Genomic DNA, 17,152 nt, shown 5'->3' on the forward strand with positions numbered 1-17,152 from the left:
CTGTCGTGGCTGGTGCCGCCGCGTTTGTAGAAGGGCATCAGGCGCTCGCCTTTCTGCGGACGATCTCGCCGCTCATGGTCTTGCGGATGTCGGTTCGAAAGCCGGGGGACTGGAGTTTGCGGCCGGGGCGGAAGGTCGAGGGCTTGGGGCCGTTCAGTTCGCGCTTGGCGATGCGGTTCGGCTTGGCCTTGCCGCGGTTGAAGGCCGAGGTTTTGCCCTGGTGGCATCCGTTCTGCTCGGGTCCGCACAAGGGCTGAAGGTTGGACGGATCATGCGTGCCGCCGTCTGCTCGCTCCTTGATGTGGTCGACTTCCCAGCCCTTCAGCAGAGGCTCGTCGCAGCCCGCGCAGAGGCCGTCGTAGGCGTCGAACACCGCCTTGCGCTCGGCCTTGGTGAACTTCTTCACCGGCGTCTTGTGCGCCGGGATGCGGCCGATCTTCTCGCGCAGCTCGGCCAGCTTTTGGGCGATGGGAGCGCGCATCATGCGGATTCCAGCCGGCGAGTGAGCTCGCGGTTGGCGTTCCAAAACTGGTCGGGGTCATCCGGCGGGATTGGCCCGTAGACGAGCTCTCGCCTCAGAAGGTCGAGCTGCGCTGGCACGAAATGGACGTCCAGAGCGGCGATAGCCCGCCAGTTTCTCCCTCTCCTGATGCCGTCGATGGCGCCCCTGCTCACGCCCCAAGCTCGAGCGAGAGCCCGGGAGCCCATCTCCGGTAGGAGCGCTTTAATCGCGGCCACGTCGCTCGGACGGAGACGGCCGTCTTTGCGGACAAGGCAATCTTCCGCGACCGCATTCAGGCAAGCGTCACTGCGGTTCTCGCTGGCCGCCCCATACCTAAGATTGTCGAGGTAGTTGTGATGGCCGTCGTCGTCACTATGCAGGACCTGTTTCCCAGCGGGTCGCGGGCCCAGGAAGGCGGCGGCAACCAACTCGTGCACCCGAATAGACCGCCCTCCGATGGTGACGGAGAAATAGCGAGCATCGCGAGTTTGCAGCTTCAGGAGCCGCCCCGTTGCCCGGTAGGAGCGTCCATCGGATCTGATGATCACGCGATCCAAGCTGCGGACACGGCCGAGGTCGCTGACCTCATACTTGCCCTCTTGGCCGACTACCGGCCGCCATTGTTCGGGGTGCGGGGTCATTGTCCGCTCGCCTCCCGCTCGGCGTCCTCAAGCTCGGCGTAGCGAGCGTTGAAGGCGTTCTCCATTTCCGGCAGTCGCTCCGGATCCTTGGCGTCGACGTCGGCGCGCAGCCTCTCGGCGGCGCTCCAGATCGCCTTGGCCTTGGTCGTGTTGGGCGCTGCGGCCAGCCGGCCTTTGAAGTCGTCGATGCGCTCAGAGATGGTCTTATCGCCCGAGTGGGGCTGCGTGGCGGCCTGGTCGGTCTGCCGGTCACCCGGGAAGTCGTCTTCGCCGACTTGCGCCGTCGTCTCCTCAACCTCGGCGTCGATTACTTCGCCGGTGCTGGGATCGTGGTCGGCCTGGGCTGCGCCGGTTTCCCGCGCGACGTGGTCAGGATCAAAGCCCGTCGAGGCCGCGCTTCTGGCCTCCAACTTGGCGAGCATGCCCGTCCCGACCGGCGCGGCGCGCACCTCGCGGACGTGGCCGTAGTCCTGAACCTCTTCAGCAACCTGCATGCCGCGGAGCACGTCGGCGGCGCCGTCGCGCGCAGCGAAGGCTCGGGCCCGCATCTGCAGCATGCGCTTCTGGTACTGCTGCCAGGGCCCTTGCTTCCCCAGCAGGCCGGCCTTCTTGGCGTCTGCCACAGAGAACGTGCGCTCGATCTCCTCACCGTCGGGGCGGGTGATCCGGCAGAAGGCCTTGGTGGGTTCGTCGTCGTTGTCGAACCGCTCCTTGATCTTGAAGCCGCGCGACCACAGCAGCGCCGGCAGCGCGTCGCCCCAGATGTTGGGCTTGCCATTGATCACGGCGAAGGACTGGATGGATTGGAAGGGCGCGAAGCCGAGCTCGGCGCCCGCCATGATGGCGACCAGCACCTGTTCCGGCTTTTCCACGCCCTTCGGCGCCAAGCCAGACAGGGCGATGGCATTGGCGACCCGGAAGGCCTCGTCCATGGACTGGGGAATGAGCGCGCCGACCTGGCCGCCAGCGGCGATAGGCGGGCGAGGGGCGGGGACGTTGGCGTTCATGCTGCGGCGAGCTCCTGTTCAAGGCGGGCGCGATGGTCTGAGGCGCGAAGGCGACTCCACTCGGAGCGCCGGATGGTGACGGCGTCGCCGCGGCGGCCGGCAGGTCCAGGCCAGCGGCCGGTCTCCAGGCAGCGGGCGAAGAGGCGGACAGCCACGCGGTTGTCTTGCGCGGCCTCCTGCAGGTCGTCGGGGTCGAGTTCGATCACGTTGGTGGCGTGGGGCGGCTTCTTGGCTGCGAAGGTGAAGCCGAAGGCCTCGAACCGCGTGCCCGCCGCCTGCTCCAGGCAGGTCGAGGCGAGGTCCGCCTGCATGTCGTAGCGACGGTCCTCGAGCGTCCGGCGGATCTTATCGTCGGAGACGTCCAGCGTTGTCTTGAAGTCGTTGAAGATCAGGGAGTCGGTCGGGATCACGTCGGGCCGAGACTTGAGGTAGACGCCCGTCTCCTCGTCGCGCGCGATGATGGTGTGTTCGATGAGGCCCTGGAGCGCGCCGGCCCGCACCATGGCGGTGTTGGCTAGGCCGCTGTCCTCAAGTCCTTTCTGCCAGGGGAGCACGCCCGCCATGCCTTGAATGCTCTCGACCTGGCCGGGCGTCAGGACGGTGAGGCCAGCATCGGCCATCATCTCCAGCCATTCGATGCAGTCGGTCCGGTTGCCGTTCCAGGCCTTGCCGTTCAGCGTCTCCGGGCGCTTCACGAAATACCGGCTGAATGCTTCTTCGCCGAGAACGAGGTGGTGGGCCGCGCGACCCAGGATGAAGGCCTCCTTCTCCGGTTCCTCGATCCGGCTGGGGTTCAGGGGGCTGTAGATCCAATAGGCCATCGGGCTATCGGCGAAGATCGTCCGCAGACCTGACGAGCTGATGGACGGACCAGCGCAGAGGTCGGCGCCGTGATAGGCCTCGATGCCGACGCCGCGGTAGACGCCCGGCTTGGAGATGGGCTTGCCGTCCCAGGTGATCACGTCCATCGGCCCGCTCCTCAGAACTGGATGGAGACGGCCGGGACTTCCCCGGCGGCGATGGCGAGAACGATGGCCCTGGCGGCAGTTTCGCCCACGCCGTGGCCCATGATCGCCTGCTTGGCGGCGGCCATGACCTTGCCGCGGTGCTCGCGGTCAGCGGCGCGTTTCTCGTCGGCCTTGCGCTTAGCCTCCGCCTCGCGGTCGGCAGCGGCCTTCTCAGCGGCGATCCGGTCGGCTTCGGCCTTGCGCGCCGCCTCGGCCTCGTCGGCTCAATGGCTTTGGCGTGGGCGTTCATGGCGGCTCCTAAAAGGGGATGTGGTCGTCGAACTCGTCGCGTCCCGTGCGCACCGGCCGCGCGCGCAGCACGGCTTGGAATGCGGCGTTCAGGGCGGTGAGCTTGTCGCGGCTGGGGAGGTGCGAGCGCTCGTAGCTCTCGCGGCCAGACTGAGCTCCAGCGAAGCCGTCGAACCAGCACTGGCAGTCCGCGACGATGGCCTGGAAGTCCTCGGCGTTGTCCGCGAAGGGCTGGAGTCGATCGAGGGCGATGCGCAGCTCGTGGGCCTCGTCACGGGCGCGGTCGGCCCGGGCGTCGGCGTTAACGACGTCCGCATGGGCTTCCTCGCGGCCCGCAGTCAGGCCGATCGACACAGCTGACGCGTAGGCGACTGAACCGGCGTTGGTCACAGGCGCCATGACGAAGAAGCGATGGCCGCGGTTCGCGCGCTTGAGGCGCTCCGCCTCGGCGAGCGCAGCAGCAAAGGTGTCGTGCACGTAGCTCGGCATCCCGCGTTCGGGACACCAGACCATGAAGCCGACGGCGCTCGTTGCTTGGTGGTTGAGGCTCAATGCACCGCCTCCCCACGAATGTCCGCGGCCACGCGCTCGGCATAGGCCTCTCGCTTGCGCAGGCTTGATGCCTGGATGATCGCGTGCGTGTGGGCACCGACCATGGCCGAGTACCGGTCCAGTGGATCGGCGGAGGCCATGCCGCGCTCCAGTAGGGCGGCGATCGCTTCCAGCGCTTGGAGGGGCGTCATCATTGCGCGCGGCCTCCGATCGCCTCGATCGCCTGCGCCTTGACCTCGGCGTCCTCGGCCACACGGCGGGCGAGATCGCGGATGCCGGCCGGGTAGGCGTCACCGCCTTCGCCGATCTCCGCGGCCAGACGCTCGACGCGCTTCATGGCGTCCAGCAGCTCCTCGACGTGCTCGCGGGCGAGAACCTTCGCCTGGGCCTGGAGTTGGCGGACCCGTTCAGAGACAGTGCTGGCGTTGGCCGTGGATTGGACGACGGCCAGGCGGGGTGCATTGGGGCGAGCCATCAACCCGCACCCCCAGCAGCCCGGCGGCCGCCTCCGCGGGAGGACCGGCCACCGTCGGCGCCGGCGCGAGCCGCGAGGTCACGGTCCTTGGCGAACGAGCGCTTTTCAGGCGGGACGGAACCGCCGCCCTTGCGCGCGATCTCGCGGCGACGTTCGGGCGTCATGCAGGCGAACCCGCGCCGTTGCTTGGTGCTCTCCATCGGAGCCTCCGGATTGTCGGTGAAAGAGACCTTGGCCGCCGCAATGATCTGCTCGACGCACGTCCTCGCGACATCGAGTTCGGTCGGCGAGGCCAGGGGATTGAGGGTGGTGGCGAGGTGTCGGCTGAGCGACTCCATCGCCATGCTCGCAGTGAGCTTCGCGCCGGAATGGTGGAGCACGTGGCCGTAGCCGGCGGTGTAGTAGGCGCCGGTCATGGCAGCTCACCGATGCCGAGGGCTGAGGAGCCGAGCGCCAGCAACTGCACGACTTGGTAAAGTCCCGCCGCGATGATGATCAGCGTGACGCCTTCATAGGCGGCGCGGGCGAGGGGGGAGGGCCTACCACGCATCTCTGGGGTCCTCAGAACTGGCGCGGACAATGGCTTCTTCGGCGCAGTCTTCGCAGTACAGCTCGCCTGTGACCTCGAAGGCCTCGACGTTGACCGATCCGAAGTCATCGCCCGTGCAGCCGCATCCGGCGCAAACCGAGAGCGAGTGGAAGGCGTATTGGCCCACCATCACCGATCCCCCGACGAGGCGAGACAGACCTTGCCGGCGTCGTTCAGGAAGACGCGGAGGGGTGGGAAGGTCGGAACGTGGCCGTGCTGACGCACCCGCCAGAAGCTGCGGCCTGCGCTCGGTGGATACCTCATGCTTGCGGCGTAGGCGGGCGCGCGCGCCTCGCAATCCCGCAGGATCATCGCGAGGGCTTCGGGGGCGAGGTCGGAGAAGCCGGGAGCGCGGTACGGATCGACCGTATCGAGCCATTGCCCGACTAGATCGACGCCCCGCAGCAGCGCCTGCACGTAGCCTTGCTCGAATGGCGATAGGTCTTCCCAGCGGACCTTGTAGATCGACTTCGCGCCAGGCGGTTGCCAGACGTAGCCCGACGTATCGAAGTCAGCCATCACCGATCCCCCGACGAGAGGGAGGCGAGAGCGTCAGCCAAGATCGCGAGCGAGCTGTCTTCCATCGCGATCAGGTCGCGCATGTCCGATACGCCGTAGACGACATCTACTACTCGATCCGCAACCACGACTGGCTCGGCGCCTTCGCTGGCCTCTTCCGGGTGCTGGCGCAGCTCCATGCGGTCCTACAGTCCAACGCGTCCCTGGCGACCAAGATTGGCGCCGTCGGCGGTGTCGCTGTCGGCGTCGGCAACATGATCGGCGGCACGGCCGGATCGGTCATCAGCGGCATCGGGTCAGGCGCCGCCTCTGGTGCTGCGCTTGGCAGCCTCATCCCAGGCATTGGGACCGTCGTCGGCGCCGGCATCGGTGCGGTGCTCGGCGGGATCACCAGTTTCTTTGGGTCCAACAAGGCCAAGGAAGCACAGCGCAATGCCGCGGCCCTGAAGGCCGCCGAGGAGCAACTCGCCGCGGTCCGGGAGGTCGCTGCGCAGAAGCGCGACCTCGAAATCCAGTTGATGGAGGCGCAGGGCAATGCAGCCGGCGCCCTGGCTGCGCGTCGCCAGGATGAGCTGCGCGCCATGGATGCCTCCAACCGCGCCCTGCAGGAATCCGTCTGGGCCGCCCAGGATCTCGCCGAGGCCCGCCAGAAGGAAGTGGACGCCGCGCAGACCCTGGTTGATGACGCCCATTCGGCCCTGAGCGAGGCCTACGACCGCGAAGCCGGCGCGTTGAAGGACTACATCGACCGCTTCCAGGCTTGGTCGGACAGCCTGTCGAAGTTCCTGAAGTCGCTGTACTCAGGCCCGGCTGCGATGTTGTCGCCTGAGGAGCAGTATCGGGCTGCGCGCGCCGAGTTCGACCGGGTGTCTGCCGCCGCGGCTGGCGGCGACGAGAACGCCATCCGCGATCTGCAGGACGTGTCGCAGGCCTACCTTGACGCCTCGAAGGATTATTACGCGTCATCAAAGGCTTACTTCGACGACTTGGAGCGTGTCCGAGCGGCGGTTTCCGCGACCCAAGCCTATGCGGCCAGCCAGGTCGACGTCGGCCAGGCCCAATTGACGGCATTGAACGCTTCGGTCGCTGGCATCCTGACGGTGAACCAATCGGTGCTTTCGGTGCGCGACGCCCTGGCAGCCTATCAGGCGGCGGTCCAGCAACTCGCCGCTGCCAAGGCGGCGCAGGATGCGGCCAACGACAACGCGGCCGGCGCCGGCTCCTCGCAGAGCCCGGGCTGGGCCTCGTACATCGCTCGCAACAGCGACGTGGCCGCGGAATACTTGCGCAACCAAGGGAGCGCGAAGGGCCGGGACTATCTGCAAAGCCTCGGGATCTCCGACGTCACCGGCTTCGGCAAGTGGCACTGGGAGAACTACGGCAGGGCGGAAGGGCGCACCCCTTATGCCGCCGGCGGGATCATGGACCGCCCGATCACCCTCGGCGAAAGCGGCATCGGCGGGGAGGCGGGGCCCGAGGGCATCCTTCCGCTCGCCAACGTCGGCGGGAAGATGGGCGTCCATGCTGTTCACGGCGGGGACGAGGAGGAGAAGGCGCTGCTCCGCACGCTCATCGCAAAGCAGGACGCGATCATCGCGGAGCTCCAGGCCGATAAGACCCAACGCGCCGCGATGGCTGAGGAGCAGGCCAAGCAGTCCAAGCGCATGGAGGACGAGCTTGCCAAGCAGTCGCGGACCCAGCGCGCGGCATGATCCTGATCGAGTTGACTGCGGCCATCGACAGCGACGGGACCGAGCAGAAGTTCTATTTCGCGACCGAGGGGTATCAGAGCGGCCCGACCGACAGCCCTCCGAATGTGGCCTTCGACAATGCGATCGCGGACCCCGGCTATATCGGCCAGTCCGCGTTCTCGGATGGCAAGACGGAGGGCGCGTCCTCCCTTGAGGTGGGCGAGATCGTCATCCTCAACGGCGACGGCGACTTCGATATCTGGGCAACCTATTCCTTCGACGGCCGGCCGCTGCGGATCAGACGCGGGCAGGGCGGCGCCTATCCCACGGACTTCGAGGACGTCTTCGCCGGCACCGTCGCGTCGGTGACCGTCACTCTCGACAAGGTGGTGGTCTCGATCCGCGAGAAGTCCGCGATCATGGATGTCCCGGTCCTGACGACGACCTATGCCGGAACCAACGTCGGGCCTGTAGGCCTGGAAGGCACGAGCGACGACCTGAAAGGGCAAGTGAAGCCGAGGGTTTATGGTCGAGTCTTAAACATAGCGCCGCGACCTGCCAATTCATCAAAGCGGACGTTCCAGGTCTCTGATCGGGCGGTGGCAGCGATCCCGAAGGTCTATGATCGCGGCGTCGAGCTAACTCCGGGCGCCGACTATGCGACGAGCGCGCTCATGACAGCGGCGTCGCTCACGCCAGGATCCGCGACCTTCGTGACCTGCCTGGCCGAAGGCTTATTCCGCCTGTCCGACGATCCTGACGGGATCATCACCGCCGACGTCGACGAGAAGTCGACCGACGAGGAGATGATGGTCGCGCCCATCCTTCAGAGGATGTGCGGCGACCTCGCGTTGACCGATGCTGACCTCGACGATCAGGTCTTCGCCGAACTCAACGCCGATGCGCCCTATGTGGCAGGCCTCTGGCTCAGCGATCAGACCACGTTCCGCGAGGCCTTCGACATGGTCGCCGGCTCAGTGGGCGCCTGGCATGGCTTCGACACTGCGGGCGTGTTCCAGTGCGAGCAGCTTAAGGAACCTGCGGCCACACCCGACTTCGATATCATCGAGGCCGAGGTCATGAACGGGTTCGAGCATGGCGTCGCGGACCGCGATGGCGTGCCGGTCTGGCGGGTCACGGTGCGCTATCGCAAGCACTGGGAGACCCAGACGACTGACCTGGCCGGAAGCGTCTCCACCGAGCGCCGGGCCGCGCTGGCCGAGGAATTCCGGTCGGTCACCGCGGAGGACGAGACCGTCAAGCATCAGTTCCGGCAGGCTGGCGAGTTGGTGGTCGACACCTATCTGACCTCGGCTGTCGATGCTCAGGCGGTGGCCAACCGGCTCCTGGCGCTGCACAAGGTTCGCCGCGACCTATGCGAAGTCCCGCTCAACGCCGAGGCGCTCGATCAGGATGCGATGCAGGTCATGAGCACCGGACGGCTGACCCATAGCCGCTTCGGGCTCTCTGGTGGCCGCAATCTCCGCGTCCTCGGGCGCCGTCTCGAACTCGGCCGCGACTCGATCCGACTGAAGATGTGGGGGTGACCATTGAGCCTGCTCCTGCTCTTCAACGGCGGAGACGCCGGGCCCGTCGTCACGACCCCGAGCGAGATCACCAGCCGGCCGTTCTTCGCCTGGGGGAACATGGCCGACACGGCCATCTTGAGCGGCGGGTCATGGACCGATGGCCTGCCGCTGAACAACCTGAAGAACCGCAAGCAGGCGAGGGTGGCGCGTTCGACGTCGCTGGATACATCGGCGACGCGGTTCGTGATCGACCTCGGCAGTGGGGCAAGGATTTGGCGGGCGCTGGCTCTGGTCGCCCACAACATCAGCATCGGCGGGCGCTGGAGGGTGACGGCCGGCGCCGACGCAGCGGTGGCGTCGCCCACCTACGACAGCGGATGGCTGGCGGCCTGGCCCAGCGTCTACGACAGCCTCGACCTTGAGTGGGAGAGCGACAACTTCTGGACCGGGCAATACTCCGAAGAGGAGCGCCGGGGCCTCAATCCGACGCTGATCCATCGCTCGCCCAACCTACGGGCCGAGCGTTACGCCCTGATCGAGATCGACGACCCCTTCAACGTCGACTCCTTTGTCCAGATCGGACGCCTCTTCATCGCCAACGGCTGGAGCCCTTCGTCGGGCATCCTTGTCGGCGCCCAGTTCGGCCTTGATGACGGAACCGGCGTACAGGAAGCCTGGGGCGGCGCGGAGGTCTTCGACGTCAAGCGGCGGCGGCGGGTGGTCGATATCGAGATCGCGCCGCTGGAGGACCGTGAAGCCTACGGCAAGGCCTTCGAAATGATGCGCCAGGCCGGTGTCGCCGGCGAAGTCCTGTTCATCTGGTCTGGCGCCGATACCGAGCGCGCCATGCAGCGCCAGTTCATGGGCCGGATGCGCCGGCTCAACCCGGTCCAGCATCCGTATCCAATCCACCGATCCGCCGCCTTCAACCTCGGGGAGCTGTTCTAGATGACCTCCGCCACCTTCCCGCCCGAAGTCGGCGGTGACGGCTCGACCGTCTCGGACGATTCAAACCCGACGACTGGCCTTGGCAACGGCGGCCACCGCACGCGGTTCGTGCCGGCGCTCGGGCAAGTCGTTGCTGTCGCCCAATGGGTCGTCGCCAAGGCCCAGGAAGTCGCCTCGCTAGCGCTGAACATCCTGAACGCCCCGGCTACGAGCGCGACCTCCTCGTCCTCGCTGACGCTGGCCGGCAGCGGCACGCTCAACTTCACGCTCGACCAGATGGACAAGGCGTTCATGGCCGGGATGACGGTCGGGTTTGCGCGCACATCCAATCCTGACGAGCAGATGATCGTGTTGCTGACGGCCTTCACCCCAGCGACTGGCGTGGGGCAGGGGACCATCGTCAGCTCTACCACGACCGGCGGCCCATACAGCGGCTGGAACGTGTTCAGGACGGCGTCCGGGGGCATTCCGGCTACGCGATCGATCACCTTCAACTTCGGCGCCTCGCTGATCGCTGCCGGCACCCTGGCGGCCGACATCGTGATCACGCTGGGGAAGGCCACCGCCGCTGAGATCGCGGCCGGGCTGGATGATCTCAAGGCCATCACCTCCAAGGGTCTCACCGACAGCATGGCTCCCCAGGTCCTGACCGATCAGGCCACGATCCAGTGGGACATGAGCCAGCGTCAGAGCGCCATGGTCACCCTCGGCGGCAACCGAACCCTCAACAAGCCGACCAACTACAAGCGCGGCGTCACCTACGACATCGAGGTCTGGCAAGACGCGACCGGAGGCCGGACGCTGGCCTTCCACGCCTGCTACGAGTTCGGCGCCCAGGGTGTGCCAATCGTCAGCTCTGGCGCGAACAAGATGACGCTGATCACGATGCGCTGCATCGACGACGACGCGACGAACCCGCGCTTCCGCTGCGCCGCAAACATGGATGCGCCATGATGCGCCCCTCGATGTTCATGGGCGGAAGTCTCGGATCGGCCCAATATGTCGGGAGCCTCTTTCAGGCGATCGGTCCATCGTCGACGATCAACCTGGCTGCGGCAGGCGCTCAGGTCGGTGACTATGCCTTCGTCTCTTGCGTGACGAACACCTCAGGTTACTTCTCGGCGATATCGTCGGGCTGGAACGTCGACAATTTCACCTTCGGCGCCGGCTACTACAGCTCGGTCTTCCATCGACGCATCACCAGCCTTGACGTAACGATCGCGCACCCTTTCGGCGGCGGGGCCATGATCGGAGTATATCGCGGCGCTTCGCGTGCCGCGCGCCGCTCTGTCGTCAACGACAATGCTATCGCCAACCCGGTCTTGACGATCCCAGGGTTCACGCGAAACACCGACTGCGTTGGCGTGGTGTCCATGGCCCAGAGCCGGCTGGCTGGACAGTCAACTGCGGTTCCATCTGGCGATTTTGTCCGCCGAGGTATTGATTCTCCCGACCTGTTCACCCAGGCGTTCGGCGACGCTCTCGCCCGCGACGACTATGTCGACGGCGCCAATGTAACGTGGAACCCGCTGACCGACTATTGTGTCGGTATGCTCTACGAGATGAGGCTCTGACATGGGCCTCGCATACTTCCTCAATGGCGTGCCCACCAAGGTCGCCGGCGCCGTCCGTATTGGCGAGTTTGTCTATGCGGCCGCGGCCATCGAGGCCATGATCCCCGCCGAGCAAGCCGCGCTTGGCGTCGTCGAGTACCAACCCGCAGGACCGGTCCCGGCCGGCCAGCGCGTGCTCGGAACCTACCTCATCACCCAGGGCGGCGTCGTGGTCGAGCGCTATCAGCTTGAGCCGATCCCGCTGGAGGAGCGCAAGGCCGCGCTGCTCATCGCCATCGACGCCGAGCGCGACCGTCGCCAGCAGCTCGATCTCGTCTACGACTTCGGCGAGATCGTCGCGGTCGACGACGCCGGCAACGAAGCGCCCGCCGGCCAGAAGGCCCTGCAGATGAAGTTCGAACCCGATCAGCGCAACTGGCTCGGGCTGCAATCCCAGGCCTTGGCTGCGGTGTTCTCGGGGCAGGGCGAGTTGGTCATGCCAATGCGGGCCGAGGACAACTTCAACGTCCAGACCACGGCGCTGCAGGTGCTCGGCGCCACGGCCGCCATGGTGGCGCGCAACGCCGCCATCCTTTTCTTCGGCGGTCAGCTCAAGACCCAGGTCCGCAATGCCGCGAACGCGACAGTGCTCGACGCCATCAACATCAACATCGGCTGGCCGTGAGCAGCTTCACCGAGGCTCGATACACCGAGGTCGATCCGAGGCGTAAGGGCGTCCGTTCCTACCGGGCCGACGGAGGCTTCCGCTTCTATATCGGCTTCGTCGGCTCCTCCCAGTGGGTCGAGGTCCCCGACGGCGCAGTCTTCGACATCAGCTTCTCGGCTTGGCTCCTGCGGATCCTGCCCCCGGGCTGGGCTCGCTGCCTGCTGCTGCCGGCGGCTGTGCATGACCTCCTGCGCGAGGACCTGCGCTACTCCAAGTTCGACGGCGACTGCCTGTTCCTGACCGCGATGCGCGCCAGCCGCACCCCCTGGCCTCTGATGTGGGTCGCGTTCCTCGGCGTCCTATTCAACCGCAGCCGCATCGGCGCGGTCTGAGACCACACGACAACCTACCACCTCGCGCCAGGCCAAGGCCTGCGCCGCCCCCTTTGCATGGGAGATGAGCCGCCATGGCCATTGAAGACGTCACCCTTCCGGGGGCCGGTTCCAAGGTCGCCGTCGATCGCATCGGCGCAAGCCGGCTGGTCCAAGTCCTGAAGCTGGCGGTCGGCGATGAGGGCGTTCTGGCGCTGATTGCGGCGGGCGCTGGCGCTGTCACCGCAGGTACGCTGCGGGCGACGCTGGCCTCGGACGATCCGGCGGTGACTGCTCTCGGCGCTATCCTGGCCGAATTCCAGGATGACATCCCGGCGGACGTCGAGGTGGTCTCGTCGGAATATGAAGTCGTCGAGGCGAGCCAGACAGATCAGATGCTCGGCACGACCGGCGCTATCGGCGACAAGCTCGAAGCCCTGCTGGTGATCCCGACAAGCACGACCGTCGGCGCCATCTCCATCGAGGACGGCAGCACGAACACTGTGGTTTACGCTGGCGGCACTGTCAGCGCCGACCTCAAGCCGTTTCCAATCCCGCTCTTCGGCATCGCGAGCGAGAGCGGGGGATGGGAGATAACGACTGGCGCCGGCGCTCGCGTCATTGCTTTCGGGCGCTTCACCTGATGCGCCTCTCGCGAAGCAGAATGGCTGCAGTGCTCGCCTTGGCGTTCGCCGACAGCGGCGCGCCGCCTGGAGAGTATGACGCCGACGCGATCGCCTATTTCGAGCGGTTCAGCGTCGATCCCGGCAGTACGTTCAAGGACGCCGCCAACACTTTCGTGCTGGCGCTCAAGGCCGCTGGCGTGTGGGCGAAGCTCGACCACATCGGCATGTTCGCCACACCGCTGCAGGCTGACAGATTGCTGGACGTGCGGGATGCCGCGGCGGTGTTCTCGGTGGGTGGAACCACCACGTTCACCGCCAGCCGTGGGATCGCTGGTGACGGGGCGACGGGCTATATTGGGTTCCCCGAGGCGCTGGGCGCTACGGGCAACCAATACGCCCGTAGCAGCGCATCCTTCGGTGTCTACTGCAACCTCCAGGGTCCGACGGGGACGCAGGTCCCGCACCTGGGCGGCACGAGCTCGGCCCGAACGAACTGTCTGGCGAACTCTGCCGGGTCCGAAACCGCGCGGATCAACCAATCGGCCAATAGTACGAATGTCCGCAACCCCTCGACTACTCGGACGGGCCACCGGACGGGGTCACGTATCGACGACAACAACACCCGCTATTTCTACAATGGCACCTTTGCTTCGGCCTTCGTGATCACCGACGCAGACCCAGACACCTTCATCGCCACCCTCGGTCGCAACGGTTCGGCCTATTGCGATGACCGCTTTGCGGCCTGTTGGAGCGGAGCAGCCCTGACCGACACGGAGCAAGCGGACATGGACACGGCGCTGCACGCCTTCATGACGGCATTGGGGGCGCAATACGCATGAGCCGCGCAAAGATCCTGCTGCTGAAGGCGCGCATCAAACCCCCGCCGCTCCAGATCTCCGGCACCCCAGACACCTCGGCAACCGAGGACGCTGTCTATGACGGCTTCACCGTCACGGCCTTTGGCGGACGTCCTCCCTACGCCTTCAGCCTGCCTGAAGGCCAGCCGCCGGCCGGAGTGGGGCTATCCGGGGCTGGGCCTTCACGCCTCTTTTCCGGCACACCGACCGAGGCTGGCAGCTTCGAGAACATCGTCATCAGGGTAACGGACGCGCTTGGTACAACAGCGGATATTCCAGCCTTCGACCTCACGGTCGCCGCCGCCGGCGAGCAGACCGACATCACCGAATTTGGCGTCACCTACCACCTCGCCGGGACCGTCGCGACGTCGGCCTACGTGGTCAACGGGCTGTGGGCGCAAGGCCCGCTCGACATGGCGCAGCAACCGTCCCCGCCTGCGGAGTCGAAGGACGGCACGGTGATCATCGCCAATGGCGGAACGCAGTCCTATACGGGCCGGCGGATCAATGGGATGCAGTTCAACCCCGGCAACATCGCTGACGCCATCGCGCTCGGCCTCCCAGCCTCGGACAACACCTATGGCCGCACGGTCGGCCACGGCTTCGACAGCATCGCCAACCACCCCGGGGCCGAGGCGCTGGTTTATCGGCCTGAGCTGGACCGCACCCTAGGTCCACTGACCGACCTCAACAATCTCACGGTGGCGAAATCCATCAGCATCACCGCAGAGCCCATGTCGAGGCCCGACCAAGCGGTTAATCAGGTGGTCTCGACCTTGACGATTACGGACACCCCGCCGGCTGAAGGAGACTTCCGCCCACCGCCGTCCTGGGCCGACAAGACCCACTACTGGAACACGTCGGACGTCGATCTCTCGTTCCTGCCCAACCTCACGGCTCCTGCCGGCGCCCCGACCTTCGCCGCCGTGATGGCCTACCTCGCCAAGCCGTGGAACTACGCCTGCACCGACAACACCGGCGGCGGGCGGACAATCAATGCGCTGAGCAACCAGCCGAACTACGGGCAGGACATCGGTTTCGTCTGCTCCAACGCCCTCCTGCTGCTCTGCACCGACGCCCTGACGACCAGCGAAAAGCAGCAGATGGCCTATGCGGTCATCCAACAGGGCATCGACCTCTATGGCCGCCTGAGCGCGGGAAACCTGGGGGAGTGGTATCGGCTCGGCGGTGGCAACTCCTGGCCGCTGATGCTGCTCGCCTTCACCGCCAGAGCGCTCCAGGGGGCGCCGTTCGCCGACGACATGGCGACCTATCTTGATGAAGCCACGAACCGTCATCGCTGGTCGGAGTTCGATCAGATCTTCGTGGTCCGCGACCGCTATACCCGCATCATCCCGACACCGTTCGGCGACCGGGTGCTGACCCAATACAAGCGCTTCATGACTGGCGTGCCGGACTGGCGGCAGAGCGCCTATGATCCGCTCGACGCCGGATGCAACTTCGACACCGCGTACCGGGCGATCATCGCGAGCTATGTCCTCGCGGCCTTCCTCGCCGCCCGGCTGATGGGGCTTCTCCCGCTGCTGGGAGCCGACGAGGTGACGACCTATTACGACCGCTTCCGCGACTGGATCGAGGTCGAGGCCGAGGGATCAAACCCCCTGCCGACCTGGTACAAGGCCATGTACGATGCCTACCGGGGAGCGATCTACGACGAGGCTCCGGCGCTGGTGAGCATCAGCGCCGATGGCGCGAACCTCTGGGCGAAGTTCGATCAGCTCATCACCATGACGTCGCTCCCAGCCACGAGCGCGTTCACCGCCAAGGTCGGCGGGGTGACGCAGACGATCTCGTCGGTCGAGATCTATGGCGACACAGTGAACTGTGTTCTGGCGACTCCGCTCACCGGCGGCGAGAGCGTGACGTTGGCCTATGCTGTACCGGGGGCGAATGCGCTCAAGAACCTCAGCGGGATCGCGGCAGCGGCGTTCGGAGCCACCTCGGCGGCCAACCTGACGGACTTCTATGGCGACAATCCCGCGGCGGTCGTCGGGGTGGACAACAACGCCAGCAGCTATGCGGTGGCGCCTTACCCGATCTCGCAGGACGAAGGCGTCCGCGCCCTGCTGTTCGGGGTCAAGATGAGGATCAACAACGTCCTCGGAACCTTCCCTCAGACCCTTCTTGGGTCGCACGAGACCAACCGCTTCCGCCTGGCCCTGGCCAGCGGGACATCCATGCAATGGGTGCTGAACTCCAACAGCGTCGCGCGCATGGTGACCGCTCCGACCGTCGGGACATGGATGACCCTCTGGTGGTCGATCGATTTCTCGAAGCTGGACATCGCCAGCGGGGGCATGCGGGCGATCCTGAACGAGACCGATGTTGCGCTCACGACGTCGGCCTTCAATTCGAACTCCGGCGCCCGAGCACTGAGGCTTGGGCCGCGGCCAAACCCGGTCGATCCCGGATCGACCCTGGCGGCCGAGGTGTTCACCTCACCCATGGGCCTCGGCGGTTCGGAAGACGGCCTGAACCGCTCGGATGTCGCCTACGAGTACGTGTTCATGGACTGGTTCACCGATCCTGCAGACCTTCCGAACATCCAGGCCGCGGGCTTCCGAGATCTCATAACGACGGAAGCGCTCAGGACCAACCGGAAGGGGCCGACCGGCGACACGCCGAAGGTTCTCTGGATGCCGAGATCGCTGACCGAGGCGAACTCGGCCGATGGCGTGCCGAACCTGGGGAGCATCCTCGACCTGCCGATGGTTATGGCTGGCGGGAGCTTCGTGGCGGCCTAGGCCTGGATCGCAAGAAGGGCGCGGCGCCTTCTGAGCACCGACCCCGCCAAACCAAAGCCTGTGATCAGCATCGCCCAGGTTGCCGGCTCAGGAACGGCGGAGAAGCCGACGTAATCGAGCCTGAAGAAGGCGTCAGGGGAACTGCTGAGCGGGCGGAAAGTGAACCAGGCGCTGGCATAATCGACGTACGGCGCGAACCACTGGAAGCCGTCTTGGCCATCGAGATTGAAGATCCTGCTTTCGCCGGACCCCGTGATCAACTCCACGTCGGTGTTTCCGTCGAGATAGAACCCGGTGACGACGCCCCGGCCCGCGTAAGGGGAAAACGGCCCGCCAAATTGCGGGCCAAAGCAACAGTAGAACGTCACATAGCCCGTTGAGATAAGGACGTTATCGACTGGAAGTTCATTAAACTCGGTACGAACGACGACACGGCCTTCGCGCCAAAGATTCCCGTCAGCGTAACCGGTGGGCCGCCCGGCGAACTGGTCGCCGAAAGAGATCGTGTTCTCCAGCGCGGCGGCCGGGCTCGCGGCTGCCGCAAGGGTTAGCGCCGCGATGGCGGCTCCGATGATCCTGATCATGTCGCTCTCCCCAGAGTGGC

22 protein-coding genes are annotated in these 17,152 nt (G+C 66.0%); 10 read left to right on the forward strand and 12 right to left on the reverse strand.

All coding sequences use genetic code 11. From position 1 onward, the window contains the following. Nucleotides 1–37: 37 nt before the first annotated feature. The 11 genes from ABID41_RS11810 to ABID41_RS11860 all read right to left on the reverse strand — a co-directional run bounded on the left by ABID41_RS11810 (nucleotide 38) and on the right by ABID41_RS11860 (nucleotide 5,720). Complete coding sequence (locus ABID41_RS11810) at nucleotides 38–484, reverse strand: HNH endonuclease signature motif containing protein (protein ID WP_354297751.1); 447 nt, start codon at nucleotides 482–484, stop codon at nucleotides 38–40. Next, nucleotides 481–1,143 carry an NUMOD4 domain-containing protein gene (locus tag ABID41_RS11815; RefSeq protein WP_354297752.1) on the reverse strand — a complete coding sequence of 221 codons (663 nt, stop codon included), beginning with the start codon at nucleotides 1,141–1,143 and terminating at the stop codon, nucleotides 481–483. Before ABID41_RS11815 ends, ABID41_RS11810 begins: the two co-directional genes overlap by 4 nt. Continuing rightward, nucleotides 1,140–2,150, reverse strand: a complete 1,011-nt coding sequence (locus ABID41_RS11820; protein ID WP_354297753.1) for a hypothetical protein — start codon at nucleotides 2,148–2,150, stop codon at nucleotides 1,140–1,142. Before ABID41_RS11820 ends, ABID41_RS11815 begins: the two co-directional genes overlap by 4 nt. Continuing rightward, entirely contained in the window at nucleotides 2,147–3,118 is a 972-nt protein-coding gene (locus tag ABID41_RS11825) for a PD-(D/E)XK nuclease-like domain-containing protein (RefSeq protein WP_354297754.1), read from the reverse strand. The genes ABID41_RS11820 and ABID41_RS11825 overlap by 4 nt, the downstream gene beginning before the upstream one ends. 297 nt (nucleotides 3,119–3,415) lie before the next feature. Next, nucleotides 3,416–3,958, reverse strand: a complete 543-nt coding sequence (locus ABID41_RS11830) for a hypothetical protein (RefSeq protein WP_354297755.1) — start codon at nucleotides 3,956–3,958, stop codon at nucleotides 3,416–3,418. After that, entirely contained in the window at nucleotides 3,955–4,152 is a 198-nt protein-coding gene (locus tag ABID41_RS11835; protein WP_354297756.1) for a hypothetical protein, read from the reverse strand. Before ABID41_RS11835 ends, ABID41_RS11830 begins: the two co-directional genes overlap by 4 nt. Continuing rightward, a complete protein-coding gene (locus ABID41_RS11840) occupies nucleotides 4,149–4,433 on the reverse strand; it encodes a hypothetical protein (RefSeq protein ID WP_354297757.1) in 285 nt (94 codons plus the stop codon). The genes ABID41_RS11835 and ABID41_RS11840 overlap by 4 nt, the downstream gene beginning before the upstream one ends. Next, nucleotides 4,433–4,633: a KGG domain-containing protein gene (locus tag ABID41_RS11845; protein WP_354298071.1), complete on the reverse strand. Its 201-nt coding sequence runs from the start codon at nucleotides 4,631–4,633 to the stop codon at nucleotides 4,433–4,435. The genes ABID41_RS11840 and ABID41_RS11845 overlap by 1 nt, the downstream gene beginning before the upstream one ends. Nucleotides 4,634–4,845: 212 nt before the next feature. After that, on the reverse strand, nucleotides 4,846–4,983 hold the full coding sequence (locus tag ABID41_RS11850) for a hypothetical protein (RefSeq protein WP_354297758.1): 138 nt from the start codon (nucleotides 4,981–4,983) through the stop codon (nucleotides 4,846–4,848). 168 nt (nucleotides 4,984–5,151) lie between these two features. Beyond that, nucleotides 5,152–5,541, reverse strand: a complete 390-nt coding sequence (locus ABID41_RS11855) for a hypothetical protein (RefSeq protein ID WP_354297759.1) — start codon at nucleotides 5,539–5,541, stop codon at nucleotides 5,152–5,154. Beyond that, nucleotides 5,541–5,720, reverse strand: coding sequence for a hypothetical protein (locus ABID41_RS11860; RefSeq protein WP_354297760.1), 180 nt, complete (start codon nucleotides 5,718–5,720; stop codon nucleotides 5,541–5,543). Before ABID41_RS11860 ends, ABID41_RS11855 begins: the two co-directional genes overlap by 1 nt. Between ABID41_RS11860 and ABID41_RS11865 the strand changes: the two genes are divergently transcribed. From ABID41_RS11865 to ABID41_RS11910, 10 genes are all read left to right on the forward strand, one after another. After that, nucleotides 5,703–7,253, forward strand: coding sequence for a hypothetical protein (locus tag ABID41_RS11865; protein WP_354297761.1), 1,551 nt, complete (start codon nucleotides 5,703–5,705; stop codon nucleotides 7,251–7,253). The two genes, ABID41_RS11860 and ABID41_RS11865, sit on opposite strands and share 18 nt — an antisense overlap. Next, nucleotides 7,250–8,779 (forward strand): hypothetical protein, encoded by a 1,530-nt coding sequence (locus ABID41_RS11870; RefSeq protein ID WP_354297762.1) that lies wholly within the window; start codon nucleotides 7,250–7,252, stop codon nucleotides 8,777–8,779. Before ABID41_RS11865 ends, ABID41_RS11870 begins: the two co-directional genes overlap by 4 nt. A gap of 3 nt (nucleotides 8,780–8,782) precedes the next feature. After that, nucleotides 8,783–9,709 (forward strand): hypothetical protein, encoded by a 927-nt coding sequence (locus ABID41_RS11875; protein WP_354297763.1) that lies wholly within the window; start codon nucleotides 8,783–8,785, stop codon nucleotides 9,707–9,709. Further along, on the forward strand, nucleotides 9,710–10,663 hold the full coding sequence (locus tag ABID41_RS11880) for a hypothetical protein (RefSeq protein ID WP_354297764.1): 954 nt from the start codon (nucleotides 9,710–9,712) through the stop codon (nucleotides 10,661–10,663). Further along, entirely contained in the window at nucleotides 10,660–11,283 is a 624-nt protein-coding gene (locus ABID41_RS11885; protein ID WP_354297765.1) for a hypothetical protein, read from the forward strand. The genes ABID41_RS11880 and ABID41_RS11885 overlap by 4 nt, the downstream gene beginning before the upstream one ends. A gap of 1 nt (nucleotide 11,284) precedes the next feature. Then, a complete protein-coding gene (locus ABID41_RS11890; protein ID WP_354297766.1) occupies nucleotides 11,285–11,947 on the forward strand; it encodes a hypothetical protein in 663 nt (220 codons plus the stop codon). Continuing rightward, the gene (locus tag ABID41_RS11895) at nucleotides 11,944–12,321 is read left to right on the forward strand and encodes a hypothetical protein (protein ID WP_354297767.1); all 378 of its coding nucleotides are present in this window, start codon (nucleotides 11,944–11,946) and stop codon (nucleotides 12,319–12,321) included. The genes ABID41_RS11890 and ABID41_RS11895 overlap by 4 nt, the downstream gene beginning before the upstream one ends. 74 nt (nucleotides 12,322–12,395) lie before the next feature. After that, nucleotides 12,396–12,944, forward strand: a complete 549-nt coding sequence (locus tag ABID41_RS11900) for a hypothetical protein (RefSeq protein ID WP_354297768.1) — start codon at nucleotides 12,396–12,398, stop codon at nucleotides 12,942–12,944. 20 nt (nucleotides 12,945–12,964) lie between these two features. Beyond that, nucleotides 12,965–13,765 (forward strand): hypothetical protein, encoded by an 801-nt coding sequence (locus tag ABID41_RS11905; RefSeq protein WP_354297769.1) that lies wholly within the window; start codon nucleotides 12,965–12,967, stop codon nucleotides 13,763–13,765. Continuing rightward, the gene (locus ABID41_RS11910; RefSeq protein ID WP_354297770.1) at nucleotides 13,762–16,548 is read left to right on the forward strand and encodes a SwmB domain-containing protein; all 2,787 of its coding nucleotides are present in this window, start codon (nucleotides 13,762–13,764) and stop codon (nucleotides 16,546–16,548) included. Before ABID41_RS11905 ends, ABID41_RS11910 begins: the two co-directional genes overlap by 4 nt. Here ABID41_RS11910 and ABID41_RS11915 read toward each other — a convergent pair. Then, nucleotides 16,545–17,132: a PEPxxWA-CTERM sorting domain-containing protein gene (locus ABID41_RS11915; protein ID WP_354297771.1), complete on the reverse strand. Its 588-nt coding sequence runs from the start codon at nucleotides 17,130–17,132 to the stop codon at nucleotides 16,545–16,547. The genes ABID41_RS11910 and ABID41_RS11915 overlap by 4 nt on opposite strands. Nucleotides 17,133–17,152 lie beyond the last annotated feature (20 nt).

The organism is Phenylobacterium koreense (genome assembly GCF_040545335.1).
In the GTDB taxonomy this organism is placed as follows: Bacteria; Pseudomonadota; Alphaproteobacteria; order Caulobacterales; family Caulobacteraceae; genus Phenylobacterium; species Phenylobacterium koreense.

Bases quoted from the DNA above. Each gene is read 5' to 3' on its own strand.
- ABID41_RS11840 (WP_354297757.1), bottom strand. From the start codon at position 4,433: ATGGCTCGCCCCAATGCACCCCGCCTGGCCGTCGTCCAATCCACGGCC.
- ABID41_RS11855 (WP_354297759.1), bottom strand. From the start codon at position 5,541: ATGGCTGACTTCGATACGTCGGGCTACGTCTGGCAACCGCCTGGCGCG.
- ABID41_RS11905 (WP_354297769.1), top strand. From the start codon at position 12,965: ATGGCTGCAGTGCTCGCCTTGGCGTTCGCCGACAGCGGCGCGCCGCCT.
- ABID41_RS11845 (WP_354298071.1), bottom strand. From the start codon at position 4,633: ATGGAGAGCACCAAGCAACGGCGCGGGTTCGCCTGCATGACGCCCGAA.
- ABID41_RS11910 (WP_354297770.1), top strand. From the start codon at position 13,762: ATGAGCCGCGCAAAGATCCTGCTGCTGAAGGCGCGCATCAAACCCCCG.
- ABID41_RS11810 (WP_354297751.1), bottom strand. From the start codon at position 484: ATGATGCGCGCTCCCATCGCCCAAAAGCTGGCCGAGCTGCGCGAGAAG.
- ABID41_RS11835 (WP_354297756.1), bottom strand. From the start codon at position 4,152: ATGATGACGCCCCTCCAAGCGCTGGAAGCGATCGCCGCCCTACTGGAG.
- ABID41_RS11915 (WP_354297771.1), bottom strand. From the start codon at position 17,132: ATGATCAGGATCATCGGAGCCGCCATCGCGGCGCTAACCCTTGCGGCA.
- ABID41_RS11880 (WP_354297764.1), top strand. From the start codon at position 9,710: ATGACCTCCGCCACCTTCCCGCCCGAAGTCGGCGGTGACGGCTCGACC.
- ABID41_RS11860 (WP_354297760.1), bottom strand. From the start codon at position 5,720: ATGGAGCTGCGCCAGCACCCGGAAGAGGCCAGCGAAGGCGCCGAGCCA.
- ABID41_RS11900 (WP_354297768.1), top strand. From the start codon at position 12,396: ATGGCCATTGAAGACGTCACCCTTCCGGGGGCCGGTTCCAAGGTCGCC.
- ABID41_RS11825 (WP_354297754.1), bottom strand. From the start codon at position 3,118: ATGGACGTGATCACCTGGGACGGCAAGCCCATCTCCAAGCCGGGCGTC.
- ABID41_RS11820 (WP_354297753.1), bottom strand. From the start codon at position 2,150: ATGAACGCCAACGTCCCCGCCCCTCGCCCGCCTATCGCCGCTGGCGGC.
- ABID41_RS11870 (WP_354297762.1), top strand. From the start codon at position 7,250: ATGATCCTGATCGAGTTGACTGCGGCCATCGACAGCGACGGGACCGAG.
- ABID41_RS11885 (WP_354297765.1), top strand. From the start codon at position 10,660: ATGATGCGCCCCTCGATGTTCATGGGCGGAAGTCTCGGATCGGCCCAA.
- ABID41_RS11850 (WP_354297758.1), bottom strand. From the start codon at position 4,983: ATGCGTGGTAGGCCCTCCCCCCTCGCCCGCGCCGCCTATGAAGGCGTC.
- ABID41_RS11815 (WP_354297752.1), bottom strand. From the start codon at position 1,143: ATGACCCCGCACCCCGAACAATGGCGGCCGGTAGTCGGCCAAGAGGGC.
- ABID41_RS11890 (WP_354297766.1), top strand. From the start codon at position 11,285: ATGGGCCTCGCATACTTCCTCAATGGCGTGCCCACCAAGGTCGCCGGC.